This is a genomic window from Photobacterium sp. Ph5 (genome assembly GCF_022129445.1).
Classification (GTDB): domain Bacteria; phylum Pseudomonadota; class Gammaproteobacteria; order Enterobacterales; family Vibrionaceae; genus Photobacterium.
On record NZ_JADQAQ010000054.1, the window covers coordinates 1 to 17,571 of the forward strand.

General features: G+C 42.0%; 1 protein-coding gene and 1 pseudogene. Both read right to left on the reverse strand.

What is annotated here, in order from left to right; all coding sequences use genetic code 11:
* Positions 1–185: 185 nt before the first annotated feature.
* Positions 186–16,640, reverse strand: a complete 16,455-nt coding sequence (locus I3259_RS16955) for a GEVED domain-containing protein (protein ID WP_238030906.1) — start codon at positions 16,638–16,640, stop codon at positions 186–188.
* Between the two features lie 182 nt (positions 16,641–16,822).
* Positions 16,823–17,571, reverse strand: a pseudogene (locus I3259_RS16960) (hypothetical protein); the annotation flags it as partial.

Genomic DNA, 17,571 nt, shown 5'->3' on the forward strand with positions numbered 1-17,571 from the left:
CAATAAGCAATAAGCAATAAGCAATAAGCAATAAGCAATAAGCAATAAGCAATAAATAAGCCAAAAAAAACCACCTAATAAAACAGAAAGTTATTTATCTATCTGTCTTTTTAGGTGGTTGATATTTTTTATATTGCGATTTAATAGCTATGGCTTATTTCAATTAAATCGCATTCTGCAATTATTTATTTCACTTTAACGCGATAGGTCACATAGCCATTTTCAGCAGGAGCTAATGTACCGCCTAATTGCCACTCGATACCACCTTCATAACCCACTGCATTGGTGTCATCTACTGCTTGCACATTGCACGACACAATACTGGATGGTAATAATGTAGCTGGTGACGTGCAGTTCAGCACTTCTGTCAGTTCGGTATATTCAGGTATGGCATCAAACAACTTGATAGTATCTATCGGACCTGAGCCATTATTCATAAAGTAAATTTTATACTCTAATACATCCCCAGGTTTAGCTTGATTACTGCGACTTTCATCAACCTCACCACTCGTGATATTTTTCACCGTTTTCTCGAGTTCTAATTCACCCGCACCACTAAAGCTCACTTTAATAGTATCAACATCACTGACTTGACGTGTTTCTGTAGTATTAGCAAACGCCATATCGGCATTGAGTTGATAATTATACACCGCATGTAATGGTACATTATCAGGTACCATCACTTTCACTAATACACACACTTGCGTGGTTGCATCAGCACTTACCGCTGTAGGATTGGTTACAAAACCATCTACCCCTGCATCAATTTCACCATTACAGTTAGCATCAAAATACAGTACTTCACTCCATGGGTAACCTGATGGGGATGCTTGTTGATTGGTAAGGGTAAAACTGACATCTCCTGACGTGTTCACATTAAATTTATGGCTAAAGACTACTGGTAATCCAGGCTCTGTTTCCGTGTAATTATCCGGCTCTAGCGTTGGTACGCTGACTTTACCAAAATCAAGATTTTCTAAGAAATCACCGGCGGAAGCTTCTATTAACATTTTGCTATCGGTATTTAACACGTTAGTGACTTTATCATGCAGCCCTAAACTCACCTCTGTGGTATCGATTTCGCTAATATCAACCCAAGCCGCTTGTGAGACCACTTGCAATTCTATTTCTTCATCCGATAACTCAACCGGGATCACTAAGGTGTATTTACCCGCACCATTGGTCACTGTAGAAGTAATTAATTGATCGGTGACATAACCGCTAATACCTGTGCCTTTATAAATGGCTTTGACGACAAAGTTAGCAAGCCCACGTTCACTGCCATCTTGCAAGCCATCATGGGCGATACCGCCTGATTTACCATTATCTTCAAACACCGTACCGTTAAGCACAATTTGGTTGATTAGGTTGAACATGTAGTCTTCCACTTCACCATTATCAACCGTGCCTGTTGGAGTATTACAACTGTTTTGTGTTTCACATAAACGGAAACGTATAAAGCTATCGCCGTTATAACCGCCACTGGCTGCCGCATCTAATAAAATTGAAACATTGGTGGTTCCTGGGGTAATTGGGTAGTCATTCAGTACTGTTTCAGCAGCACTGGTACTAAATGACAGATCGCCATCTAAATCGGCAAACACGCTAAGATACCCTGACATACCCGTTACGGTGATTGGCAATGATGTCGCAGTAGCCACAATAAGATCGGCAGGGATTGGCATCGCAACACCATCTTCGTCATCTAGACCCGATAAATCATCACCGGTTGCATCCGCGCTATAGCGATCAGATAAATCAGGATCCCACTGCGAACCCAAGATCAGATCAGGCGTACCACTCATGGATGGATCGCTATTTTCATGCCCTGCGCTACCTAAATCGATAGGTGCATCACCATAGTCAATACTTAATAAGCACCCAGTAGCATCATTAAATTGTAAAAATGCTTCGCTACCACTATCGACAAAGGTAGTAAAATCACTCACGAGATTTATCCGATACATTGCAATACGGTTAAACAAGTCATGACTGCCATCGCCATTGGTATCGTGATCACCACCATTGGTTAATAAGTAGAGGTGAGTTGAATCATCTGTGGCAACGGCACCACTGAAATAATTAGGTGCTTTACGTCCACCAAAATCTAAATCGCTACTTATTAGCGTATCTGAGGAAATGTCATACTTATATAGTTTTGGTATTCCCGCATTCTTATCTCCAGTAAGATCGGCACCATAAAGTAAACCATCATGGTAAGACACCGCCCAATCAGGTCCTATTCGTTGTTCCGTTCCCGTAAATAGCTCAGTTGGTAATGGTTTAATACTAAAGGTTAAATCTGCCAAGTTTACAATAACAACACTATTCCATAAGGTATTGGTAATATAATACTCTTCACCATTTGTTGATAACGTTCCTGTATTTGCGGATCCTATTGCATTCGTAAATACATCATCAACCGAATAGGATTGAGTACCAGAGCCATCGATATTACTTATATTGTAACTACCATCCGATGTAATTTCACCAAGTGGAATAAAGCTCGTACCTTGCTTATCCGTCACCACTATCGCAAGATTATTATCACTATTGATATAAGTGGAATATACCATCCCTGTAATACGATCAAAGGCTAATGAGTTTAATACAGGGAAATCGGTGATCCCTGTTTTAATATCATTAAAAGTAAATGCAGAATTTAATGGCTCTACCTGCGTATATTCAAACGAGGCACCATTGTTTGACGATTTAGTGACTAAGAAGCTGTCACAGGTATTATCTAAATTCAAATCAGAGACAAAGATACGATAATCTTCCACTTCTCCGCTGGTTGTAACGCCTGTTGATGTATTACAAACACCGGTATCAAAACATGTTCGCACGCGCATGTAGGTATAACCTAAACTGGCGTCGCTCGGTACAGATACGGTGTAATCATTTGAACCTGTTGCAACCGTCGGCTCATTAACCACCAATTCCCCTGTGTCTTCCCAGTCCCCATCACGGTTCCAATCTATCCATGCATATAACTGCACCGCAGATAAATCAGAATCCGGATCAACGGTGGTGGTAATCGACAAGGTTTCTGAGCTGTTAGGTTCGATATTGGCGCTAAACACAACACCGTCTTCATCGGATATAACATCATCGTTATCATCTGCCGTCGCTAGACTATTTTGTGCTGCCCCATCATCGGCATCCCAAATGGTACCTAACATCAAATCAGCCACATCATCGCCATCAAAATCGTATTTTTTATGCCCAGGACCCGATGAGCCTATCTGAGTGGCATAATCACCGGTTTGCGTGACGCTCGTATCAGCGTCCGGTGCATCTCCCATATCGTGAGGTTCTATTAAGATAGCTCCCCCAACTGTCGAGAATAAAAGACGTACAGAATTGCTGGTACATTCGTTAATGACGCCCATATCCCACTGCACACCAATACCATTATCAACATTCAGGTCGGTTGATATATTTTGAGGAGCAAACAGAAAATCACCTGTGGTTAATTGGTTGTAAGCAATCGAATAGTAAGATGAATAGTAATAGTCAAAAGGATTACCTATCGCCTGATAGCCCATAAATTGCGCATCAGGCACATATTGCTTGGTAACACCAAGAATTCTATATTCCTGATTGGTGATCGTCTGATTAACGGTGTTCGCTGAAGCACCGACAGGTACATAAGATCCCTCTTGGAATGGCACAGTAAACGCACCGCCCCTATCACCGCCATCCATTAACGTATCAAAACCCTGAGCCAGATAGATTGAATCTATATTTTGACCACTTGCAGACTCTAAGTAATACGTCTGGTCAAAGAAATCATCCCCATCGACATAAGTTACTTTGGTAATGACCTGAATATCATCATTATCAAACTCATTATTATTGTTTCGATCCCAATATCTCGAACCCCAAACCACATACGGATCAGCGGTGGTACCACTGCCAGATGTCGCTCTTAAGCGAAAATCTTTGTATCCTGCGCCACCCGATCCCGTTTTACATTGAATATCACTATCCACCGTACCATCATGCAGCATCATATAAGGATGCGTACCATCACAGCGGGTGTAATGACTGCTCCCTTGATCATATTGTAAACTCTGCCACACACCGTCTTTGGTTATGCCATTTCCGCCACCACTAAGATGCTGAATATTAAGAGGGTCGCCTGGGATCGTAACCCAGTTAACATTTTCCGCTGTCGTGGTTGGTAACGTCATAAGATCGGATGGAAAATCGGGAATCGTCAATGCATTACAGCGGGGAATATCTCGCCTCCACTCATGATCTTCGATTTCACCGTTAGAAGCAGAAACATTCATATCTGCTTGGGTTAAGGTATCGGTTGTGATCCGTAAACGTAAGTAAGTGGTGCCGTAATCGAGCGTTTGGCTGCCAACAAAGGTTAAGGTAGCACTGCCATCGGTTAGATTATCAGCATCATTACATGGCGCAGAGACAAATTCATTCGCATCATCAACATCCCCATCAAAGTTGGTATCTAACCATGCATACACTGTTGCCCCTAAATCACTGGCACCGTCATGATCGTTACACACAACGGTTGCGGAGTAATCCGCTAATTCAATTTCAGGCACATAGAGAATTGGCGCAGATAATCCATCTTCATCCGACGGTGAATTACCTTTGACATCATCATCAGTCGCATCGCCATTGCTATCCGTACCGTCACCGAACCCATCTGTATCAGCATCAGGAGCTTCAGAGCCTAAGTAAATAGGCAAACCTAATGCATGACGCGGACCGCCAGAAGCCGTAAGGGTTTTGTAATCTGAGTTCTCAGGCGCATCCCCATAGTCATATTGCACCTCTAGCGTGACTTGATGATCTTCCACTTCGCCATCATTGGCTAAACCGTGAGGAGTAGAACAGTCGGTGGTATCACGACAAATACGCACACGTAAGTAACTGATACCCGCTAACACATCACTCGGTACAGTAAATGTTAACAATTTATCGGTATCATCATCTGTTGCGCTTAAAGTAACGGGCTCTGCAGCTTCAGTAATAGGATCAAAGACACCATCACGATCAAAATCTAACCAACCGTATAAATTAGCATTAGCATCGGTATGCACCCGTGTGGTTAATTGCACTTGTAAACTTGGTTGGGCAATAATAGCCGAGGATAGATTAGACACACCATCTTCATCATTATTGATATTGTCATCATCATCATCGGTCGCATCACGATTACGATCAATGCCATCACTAAAACCATTCGCTTCTTCATCTGGGGCGACAGCCCCTAGATAAACAACAGGGATTAGTTCAACAATATGTAATGGTCCAACACCTTCTCCTGCAGCATCAATACGATCAGTACCATAACTTTCAGGCGCATCACCCAAATCACCTAACCCAATTGCGAGCAGATAATCTTCAACTTCACCATCACTGGCACCACCTTGCCAATCTGTTGCGGTTAATGTATCCGTGGTTAAGCGAACACGTATATAACTCATACGATGAGGCGCTAATGTCACACCACTTAACCCCGTCCACGTTAGCGTAAACTGCCCTTGGTTTGTGCCTGTTGGGACTGCTTTATATTGGGCTTCACTCGCATCAAATTGATTATTTTGATTAAAATCCACCCAAGCCCACAGGTTAGCTTCTACACCGGTACTATTATTAGCTTCAATAATAACGCTATATTCATCATCACCGAGTGCCACTGGCAGTAGAATATTAATCCCGTCTTCATCATCAGGAGTCGCATTCGCATCATCATTGCGCGCTAAAATATCTGGCGTGGCATCAACTTCACTGTCAGCAACTTGATCACCAAGGTATAACGTTGGGGTAACGATATGGTAGGCACCATTGCTTGCTAATGTCGTTTTGTATAGATCTAGTGCATCTCCAAAATCAACATCACCAACCACGATACGGTGATCTTCGACTTCACCATTAGCTGCTGCACCATAAGAACGAGGATCTTCGTCGTTAGCCGTAGCGGTATCATCTAATAAATTAGAAGTAATACGTGCACGTAAGTAATAAATATTTCCATTGCTTAAGGCGGGTAACGTTGACCATGTTAATGATTGAGGTTGCTTATTTGTATTATCTGCTATGTTGATAACACCATTATCAACAAGCTCATTTTTATCAAATCGACCATTATTATTCCAGTCAATCCACACATAAAGATAAGCACTATTTCCTGTGTTATTCGTCACTTTGCCTATCACATTATAGCTAATATCACTGATTAATAATGGTGATATTGCTATACCATCTTCATCATCATTACTGCCGTTGCTATCATCGCCAGAGGCTGAAATATTAGCGTTCGCATCTGCTTCTGCATCAGCACTCTCAACACCTAAATACAGATCCACATCTGGTACTTGATAAGGACCGGAATCGGCAAGATCAACATTAAAGGTCGTACGATAATTCCCAGAGCCTATACCTGTACCAGTATCTGGCGCATCACCGAAATCTAAACTTGGTGCATTAAGTACAATGACATGATCTTCAACTTCACCACCTTCAGCAAATCCACTTGCTGTATTACAATCAGCTGCTAATTCACACACTCGAATACGTATATAGGTTGAACCCGTAATCCCTAAATACGGCACTAATGTACTTATAACATTAGAGCCAACAGTGACTGGGTGATCTTGAATAATATGCTCACTGGCAGTATTAAAGGTGTTGTCAATATCAGCATCTACCCATACATTCAAATAACCATCACTACCTGTGACAACATAATCAATATCAGTTGAAGTAAGAGCAACAATAGACGTTGGTAATACCATATCTTCATCATCGGGTGTGCCGTTGGTATCATCTCCATCTGCGGCAACATTTGGAATACCATTTGATTCTGCGTCACGTTCAGTACCTAATAGCATGTTACTACTGACATCACCGTTAGCATTAGTGATAACATGACGAGCACCATCACTGGCATCTAATGTCAAATACGTATTTGGTGCATCGCCATAATCATAAGTACAACTGCTAGAGCCTATACGCTCAACCGTAAGCTCACGAACATTGTAATCATTATTACCCGTCGCTTCATGATGCATTAATAACTCTAACCTTGCGTTATCGCTTGGTGCAATACCCGAAACAGAAATGTTTTGTGGCATAGCATGACTCGTGCTTGGCATATTGACACTTTCCACACGCCCAAGAGATATACCACCAAGAAATACTTCAAAATAATCACCAGCTTGAGCACTATATTGCCCCACCATAATATTAACTTTAATGGTCTCTCCAGCACGGCTTGCTATAGGACGGGATAATCTAACGTCCCAACTAGAGTTAGAGACCAAATAAAACCCAAAACTTGCATTTGGGAAAGGATCTCCGGGGGCTAATCCACTAATTGACCATCCTGTATTATTAAAGTTTCTAAAATCATGTTCAAAGAATGTATCACTCTCACACCCTGTAAATGTAGCCGGTACAGTTGATTCCACAGCAGGTGAATCTACTGTAATCATGTGATCTTCTACTTCTCCGAGTGAGGCATAACCACCAGGTGTTGTCTCATCAATCGCATCCGTACTTGGCATAATTCGAGCACGAACATAATAATCGCCGGGAGTAAGACTCAATCCTGTCCACGTAAAGTTTGCATATATATAGGTACTGTCAGAAGGAATACCATCATAAGTTTGCCCTTCATTCTGATCAAAGGTACCACTGCGATCCCAATCTATCCACACCACTATTTTTGCCGTTAAGCCAGAGCCTATAGCATTGTGACCTATTACCTGTAAAGTATATTCATTATGCTCAACTAAGAGTGATGGCAGTTGTAGACCGTCTTCATCATTATTAACACTATTATTATCATCACTATTTGCACCCACACTTGGTACTGGGGACTCTGTATCTGGGGATACCAAATTATTAGGCTGTCCCATCAATAGGTCATTAGTTTTTACATGATAAGGACCACCGCTAGAAAATGAGGTCATGTAGGAATCGGGCGCATCGCCGCCATCAAAGATACCACCTTGAATACCAATAATTTTGTAATCTTCGACTTCACCATCACTGGCAGCGCCTAGTTCATTACTGGTATCAATGGCATCGGTGGTGATACGGAAACGCGCATAGTAGGTCGTATTATTGGCAATTGTACCCGCTAAATTAAAGGTGAGGCTGTAATCCTGTGCCGATGTGTTAGCAGGCACCACTTGCGTTACCCCTTCTGACGCTTCAAATTGCCCATTGCGGTTATAGTCAAACCACGCGACTAAGTTGGCATCGGTTGATTTATCATTGGTCGCATTAACAATGACGGTGTAAGTGTTTTCACCACTAAAGGCAGGCGTTAATGTGACACCATCATCGACATCGCCATCGGCATTAATGTTGGCATACGCATCCGCTTCTAAACTAGGGGCGGTGCCTATATAGACCTCTCCATTATTGGCATGGCGCGGGCCATCAAATTGATAGGCGGTAGAATAGTTATTCCCCCCTTGAGACGCATTGGTATCCGGTGCATCACCGAAGTCTAGAGCCGTCGTTGGACAAGTTGGATTTAAGTTATTGGCATCATCAAGCCAATTATTACGGGCATTAAATGCAGCTGCATCTTCATAATAATCATAAGCAAAATTAGCAAACTCTTGGTAATTAACACTATTGCCTGTGCCATAGTACCAAGTAAAGTAATGTACTCGCTCACTGGTGGCAAGATATGGCCCTACTTGAGATTTCGGGAATGTATATCCCCCTGTTGATGTCGGGTTATATGGGATCATCCATACCACGGCATTGATGTTAGAGCAGGAATCAGGAACAGTTGTTGTAGCATATAAAATACTTCGGTGATCAATCCCTTTTAATGACGCTGTTGATCCACTTGTTTGGATTGTATTTTGTACAGCTAAACCACCTGCAGAAGCCGTTGGGGTATGTAATCGGGTCATATTGGATGGACCTGAATACGCATTATAAGCATTGGTTGTGGCACCAGGATACCCCATTCGATTGACAATATATGAATGAATATATTCATAATTATCGGCTAAACGTCCACCTTCAGTCGTAACCTGTAAAATTCCACCTTGATTACGATAAGCGATTAATGCATCCATTTCGGCGCTGGTATCATACTCAGGCGTACCGGCTGCATCTTTAAAATGTTTGAATAAAATGGTTTGGTAATCTGTTAATGTAAATTCGGTGGTTAAATCTTGGATGGGAGCGACTTCATCATGCGAGACATAACCCACACCAAATTTTGCTTCAAAGATAGTGTAAATATCATTACCAGGTGAACCACTTACTCCTATTTTATGGTCTGTGCCAGAAATCCCCTGCGTGATTAATAAATGGAACGTCACTTTATGATGATGATCTTCAATTTCCCCATCACTGGCAGCCCCTAAAGCTCTTTCATCCACATCGGCTGTGCCTGCGTTATCAGGTTGGGTGCTATCTAAATCATCTGTAGTTAAGCGTAAACGAATAACAGAATCACCAACGTTACCACCATTACCGCCAGATAAATTTATCCAATTTAGTGTGGCTGTAGTCGTACTATCAGGAACAGCGACAGATGTCATTTCATCGGCTTGGAACTCACCATCTAAGTCATGATCAACCCAAGCATATAATGTAGCGTTTGAGCCAGTGGTATTAGTAACAGGGACATCTAATGACCATGTTGTCATTGAAGGAGACAATACCGGAATCGTTAAGGTATCTTCATCATCAGGAAGGTTTAAATCATCAGCATCTGCATTAGCAGAGGGTTGACCATTTATATCACCATCGGGGATTATACTGCCGATATATAAGTTTGCTGACAGACCATGCTTAGCGCCATTATCTGACTCATAAGTACCATAACTACTCGGTGCATCACCGTAATCATCTGTTGCCGTGACGGGATTACCCAAGACCATCGCTTGGATTAATAAACGGTGGTCTTCTACTTCACCATCACCACCATAGCCTGTAAAACCCGTATTCGTTAATGCTATATCGCCAAGTCTCATCCGGATTGGGTAATAACCTGGCTCTAATGCATTAAGCCCTGTCCATGAAAGTGTTTTAGATATATCTGTCGGGGCTACAGTGGCTGTAAAATGCTCTGACGCTTCAAAGCTGCCATTTAAATTCCAATCTACCCAAGCATTTAAGTAAACATTAACACCCGTAGTATTGGTCACCGCAATAGTGGTATTGTAATCGGTGTCACCTTGTTCACCATTAGCAATATTCGCATCTTCATCATCATTACCATCATTATCATCCCCTGTGACAACTGAGCTAAGTTGATCGGTCGTATCACTATCAGGCGCTTGTGCACCGATGAATATTTGCCCACCATCCAACGTATGCCAAGGCCCCCCGACGGCCATTGAAGTGAGATAGGTATCTTCTAAATCGCCTTTATCAGCACTATTGGTAACTTGTAACCAGTGATCTTCCACTTCACCTGATGCCGTTGCCCCGTAGCTGCGTGGATCTTCCGTTTCCCCCGAAGCAGAATCAGTCAATAACTCATGTGTAATACGGACTCGCATATAGGTATTCGTATCAACAACTCGACCATTCATGCTACTCCACGATAATGTTTCTGATGTTGTACCACTGGCCGCAGGTAGTGTGATCACCCCAGTATCAATAAATTCGTCATGATCAAAACGTCCATTTCGATCAAAATCTATCCATGCATATAAATAAGCTGGCTCTGCGCTGTTATTAGTCACTTTTGTTGTGGCTGAATAATCCGTTTGTGTGGTTGAAAGTGCGCCGTATAACACTCCATCTTCATCGTCTGTTACGTTATTATCATCACCTAATGCAAATGTACTCGGTGATACAGCATCAGTTTCACCATCTGTCGCATTGGTTCCAATAAACAGATCGGTTGATGTAATATGACGCGCACCATCGTCACTCAATGTCGTTCTATAATTATCGACACTAATTCCTATGTCATTATCGGGGGCATCACCATAATCAGTATCACCCACTAAATAGAGGTAATCTTCCACTTCACCATCACTGGCAGTACCATACCAATCATTAGCACTTAGCGCGTCATGACTTAAACGAATACGCAATGCCATGCTGCCATTGGTTAATCCCGACAATCCATTCCACGTTAGTTTGACGTTTTTATCACTGGTATCATAAATAATATTATTCGGCACCCATGGCTGATCGCCAGTGCTGTCATAGTCAACCAAATCAACGACTTCATCAGCGCTAAATGTACCGTCTTGATTGGTATCTAACCAAGCAATGAGTGTGGATGAAATACTGGTTGTCGTACTATTACGCACAGGAATAGTGACATTAAATGAGGAGCCGCTTGAGGAAATAATCGGTAAGGGTAACGCAATGCCATTTTCATCATTACTGTCATTGGTGTTATCACCCGTTGCACTGGTACTCGCGTAACCATCAACTTCAGCATCAATATTACTACTGCCTATATACAGTGTTGATTTATTACTTAAGCCATGTGCCGCACCTTGAGATGCCGTTGTTGTTTGATAACTATTGGGCGCATCACCAAAATCATGATCGCCGATATATATACGGTGATCTTCTACTTCACCGTTGGTTGCCCCCCCGAGTGCACGGTCATCTTCTGCCGTTGCTGCACCTGAATGGGTTAAGGTATCGGTAGTTAAGCGGAATCGACTTAATGTATACCCCGTTGTAATACCAGGAAAGTTTGACCATGTTAGAGGAATATCATTACCAGATGTACTTGATGAAACGATCGTACTCACCATTTCATCTGCATCAAAACGTCCATTACGGTCAAAATCAATCCAACCATATAACATTGCGTCATTACCCGTATTATTAGTCACTTTGACTATTACGGTATAGCTTGTTGGAGCAGGACTATTATCAATAGCACCCAATGTCACCCCATCTTCATCATCAACAACATTAGTATCATCACCATCTGCCATTGTTGCCGCTGAACTAGAATGTGCATTATCTTCGCTATCAGGTGCTGCTGCCCCCATAAACAAATTATTATCAATGCCATGATAAGGTCCATTATCACTGAGGGTACTACGGTAATCGCCTGCACCAGAGGCAGTACCACTAGCACCGTCTTCTGCATCACCAAAGTCAAACTCACCAATCGACACGGTATAATCTTCGACTTCGCCGCCATCAGCAAAACCACCCCAGTCGTTGGCGGTTAAGCTGGTATTGGCAATACGAATCCGTAGCCCCATGGAACCTTGGGTTAAACCACTTAATCCGTTCCATGTCAGGGTAACTTTATTGGTACGGTTATCACTGCTGGTTGGGTAATTATCAGAACTGAATGTTGCGTTAGTGAAAGGCGTGCCATTGGCGGCAACATTGAGATCATCGACTACTTCATCGGCACTGAATGTACCGTCTTGGTTTTTATCGAGCCATGCCACCAGTGTTGCCATCGAACCTGACGCATTATATGCAGACAATTCAATACTGAAAGACGTCGCACTGGCTGGCAATAATGGCAAGGGTTGATCAATACCCGTTTCATCATCGGTGCTGGTGTTATCATCACTATCACTGGCTAATGACGGTGTCACGATAAGATCATTATCGATTGTTGCGGTACCTAAGTATAAATTACTGACATAGGCATGCGCTGGACCATCACTCAAAATCAGGGTTTGGTAACTGTCAGGTGCATCCCCTAAGTCTAAATTGTTTGCTGTTAAGAAAAAATCTTCCACTTCACCATTGGTGGCAAAACCCAGTGAGCGTTCATCAATCGTAGTCGTATTGGTATCATCCACTAATAGATCTGTTGTCACACGTAAACGTACGCCATAAGTAGTATTATTAACGGTTGAAACATCATTGAGCCAACTCAATGGATAAGTTTGGATCCCACTATTGGCTGTAATTAGTTGCACACCATAAGGTTGCGTTACAGCTTGTTGAATCAATTCATCGGGCTCAAAGCTGCCATCGCGATCCCAATCAATCCACGCATACAAATACGCATCTTGCATCGAGTTGTTGGTTACAGAGACATTAGCTTGATAGCCGACACCACTGGTGATCACTGGTAAGGCTTGGGTTAATAATCCATCCTCATCATTAACACCATTAAGGTTATCACCATCAGCATCAGTAGATTGTAATGAGGTTGTATCAGGATCAGGGGATTGGCTGCCTAAATACAGCCCTGATAATCCACCAACACGGTGATAAGGACCATTATTGGCTAAATCGGTTTGGTAGTTATTAGCAGCCGTTGCCGCTGAAGTATCAGGCAAATCACCAAAATCCCCCCCCCCAAGTAAAATAGGGTGATCTTCCACTTCGCCATCACTGGCCATACCGTTCATGTCCGTTACCGTCAATAAATCGGTCGATAAGCGAAAACGAACAACGCTATTACCCGCGTTTAAATAGCTAAGCTGATCCGAATTAAAAGTATAGGTATAAGCACCATTTTGTCCTGTAGCAATAGTAACGACTTGCCCTTCGATAGCATCAAACACGCCATTACGGTTGGCATCAATCCACCCTGCGAGATATGCATCATTGCCCGTAGTATTACGTATTGTTAATGTAACTGAATAGGTGGTGCTTCCCAATGGCATAGGCATCAGTGCCGCGGCAAGCCCATTTTCGTCATCATTGCCACTGTTATCATCTTCTGATGCATCATTAGAGGCATTATCGGACGTATCATTATCAATATTGGACGTGCCTAAATATAATGTCGTGGCATTATTAATAAAGTGATACGCCCCCCCTAACGACGGATCAATACCATAACTCAATGGAGCATCACCCAAATCAATATCGTTCATTACGATTAAATGATCTTCGACTTCACCTGAACCATCAGGACCTAAAGATGATACATTGGTTATATCCGTAATGACCCTATCAATTAAGCGCAAACGCATAAATAAATGTGTCGAACTACTAGGATTGATATTATTCCATTCAAGTTCAGTATTAACTTGTGTGACACCTGATGGAATTTGAACAAGTTGCCCTTCACTATCTTCAAATTGTCCGTTTCGATTAAAATCAACCCAACCAACCAGTGTTGCTGTTGAACCTGTATTGTTAGTGGTAGGTAAATAGATTTTATAATCATCCGATGACACTTGAATCGGCGGAAGGTTTAAATTGCTTTCATCGGGATCATCCAAATCATCAGCCGTTGCTGTACTGTCTTGCAGATCACCCACATCAGCATCTGCCGCGGCACTACCAATATACAAATCAGTATTAACATAATGATAAGGCCCGCCGTGGCTATATAATGTTTTGTAATTATTAGCACTGGTACTTGAGTTCGTATCGGGAGCATCGCCAAAGTCAACATCACCAATAGGGATCATATGATCTTCAATTTCGCCGCCAATGACAGCACCAACATAATCATTCGCATCAAACTTTGAGTAGGGAGTAAGTCTTAAACGCAATGCTGCCGTACCATCAACCAGCCCTGTTAACCCTGTGAATGTCAGGGGGAGTGGTGTCCCAGGGTGATTAATGGGAACTTCAATTGAAGCAAACTCGTTAGCATCAAAGGCATTATTTTGATTCCAATCTAACCAGGCATATAACCATGCAGAGGTCCAGTTGTTATTTGTAACAGGGACATTAACAGTATAGGTTGCAGCCGTTTTACTGATAAAAGGCGCAGGGTTTGTAATAAAGGCATTTTCATCATTCGTACCTGTGCTGATATCATCACCATCAGCATTACTTGAAGGAAATCCATCCGTTTCTGTATCTACCGTACTTGAAACGCCAATGTATAAACTGCTCCCCGGATTGGCATGCCTTGCGCCATTACTAGCTGATAATGTTTTATAATTATCGGGCAAATCACCATAATCAAAAGTATAACTCACACCCGCATAACAGGTTGATCCCGTCCCGACACCAACTGTTGGTATCCCATTTAAATTAACTAATCCGCCAGCTCGACCAACACCGCCATCTCCTCCCCAATAGCCGCCACCGCCACCGTTACCACCACCGTTTGCTTGCAATGTCACACCGGCTAGTAATGTTGCATTATCAATAAATAAAGCACCACCACCACCACCACCACCACCAGCATGATTACCCGAGATAGGACCGCCATTACCGCCTTTTACTTGAACAGTAAGAGCGCCTGAAACAGTTGGGATATCGAAATAAACAGCACCACCGCCGCCACCACCACCAGAACCATCATGCCAACCAAAATCAGTCATGTCATTCCAACCATTGGCACCATTAGCCAAGATCTGACCGCCTCCTCCTGTAATTTCATCAGCAACAATGATAATGACACCACCACCATTACCCCCTTGTCCCCAATGGGTATTATTATTATGACCAGAACCGCCACCCCCCCCCATCATTAAGGGGAAGCTCCCTGGTGCTAGTCCCAAACCGTCTAAACCCCAACCACCAGTACCCGATTGTCCTGAAACAAAAGGACCACCATAATAACCAGCCCCACAAGCCCCGGTACCAAAGTTGGCACCACCACCACCAGAGTTATTATCACCTGTAGCTCCACCACCACCGGTACCTCTCGGACTTGCTCCTTGCTCAGGTATATCGACCACACTGAAACCATTTTGCATCATCCGAGCATCACCACCCCAAAAACCTTTCCCTGCATAGCGATCGCTCACCGCTCCTGTATTAACACCGCTCATGTCAATATTGTGATTAAGTATTAAGTGTTGTGCTTTAATGACAACCACACCGCCTTTATCGCCATCCCAACCATCTCCCGTTATAACACCAGTGGTAGTCGTGGTAGCATCTGCAGAGGTATCGCTTACTTTGATCAGCTGGACTTTTTCAGTCGTTGTGTATGTTTTGGTGATCGCATTAACAGAAACAGTCGTTCCTGCAAGATTGGTTATCGTGGCAAATTCAAAATTACCTATATTATTCCATGACGTGATTTTTCCATTTAAATCGGCTGACGCCCCCGTCATTTGAATAATAAGAACGGTATCGCCAAGCGAAAAACCTACCGCACTGTCGACTGATACATCATTTCCATTAATACTATTTACTGCCGCATAATTATTTATTGTGCCGTTAATGTTCGCCAATATATTCGAATAATTTGCGTAAGTTTTAATTGTATATTTATTATTGAATAATAAAGGTTGTGTGACATATTCTAATTCCCAATCCCCACCTAATGTTGCAGATCCTGTTTTATCATCCGATGCGGCGACACTCACACCTGTATACTGGGAAAATTTATCAACCAGCAATTTACCTGCTTCAGTTTGGGCTATATCACAACCAAGTAAATTAATGTGGGCATCATCTGCTAAGTGACGACCTAATATTGTTAATGTGTTTTTATATTGGTCAATATTATTTAATGTAATTTGATCTTGCCCAATAATAATTTTACCCGCTTCACCATGAGCAAAAATATCTAGGATTTGAATTTCTGATTCTGATTCTATTTTTGCAACAATCTGAGCAATATTTTTTATTTTGAGAATGGAAATAGCATTTTCTTTAAAATAAGACAGATCTAACGAATGAGCATCAACAACAGTGATTCTTTTATAATCACTCGTCTGCTTCATAAAAAAAAGAGATAACAATAGAATAACAATAGCAAATAAGAATATTCCCTTATTTATCCCTATATTTATTTTTCTAAGCATAATGTCACTCTCAAACTAGAAAAAAATAATCTTCTAGGTAACAGGCAATAGTTATACCAACATAAAAAAGCACGTTAAAATAAGTTAGGATTTTAACTTCTCTTAACGTGCTATATTTATTTTGTATTTTATTCGTATATTAGTAATTATTTGACTTTAACGCGATAGGTCACATAGCCATTTTAAGCAGGAGCTAATGTACCGCCTAATTGCCACTCGATACCACCTTCATAACCCACCGCATTAGTGTCATCTACTGCTTGCACATTGCACGACACAATACTGGATGGTAATAATGTGGCTGGTGACGTGCAGTTCAGCACTTCTGTCAGTTCTGTATATTCAGGTATAGCATCAAACAACTTGATAGTATCTATCGGACCTGAGCCATTATTCATAAAGTAAATTTTATACTCTAATACATCCCCAGGTTTAGCTTGATTACTGCGACTTTCATCAACCTCACCACTCGTGATATTTTTCACCGTTTTCTCTATTTCTAATTCACCCGCACCACTAAAGCTCACTTTAATGGTATCAACATCACTGACTTGACGTGTTTCTGTGGTATTCGTAAACGCCATATCGGCATTGAGTTGATAATTATACACCGCATGTAATTGTACATTATCTGGCACTATCACTTTCACTAATACACACACTTGCGTGGTTGCATCAGCACTTACCGCTTTACTAAAATCAAGATTTTCTAAGAAATCACCGGCGGAAGCTTCTATTAACATTTTGCTATCGGTATTTAACACGTTAGTGACTTTATCATGCAGCCCTAAACTCACCTCTGTAGTATCGATTTCGCTAATATCAAAACAACCAATACAAAAACGATAATCTTCCACTTCACCGCCAGTCACTTGTACTTGTACTTGTACTTGTACTTGTACTTGTACTTGTACTTGTACTTGTACTTGTA

Excerpts from the sequence above, each read along its gene's own strand:
- I3259_RS16955 (WP_238030906.1), bottom strand. The coding sequence starts at position 16,640 with ATGCTTAGAAAAATAAATATAGGGATAAATAAGGGAATATTCTTATTT.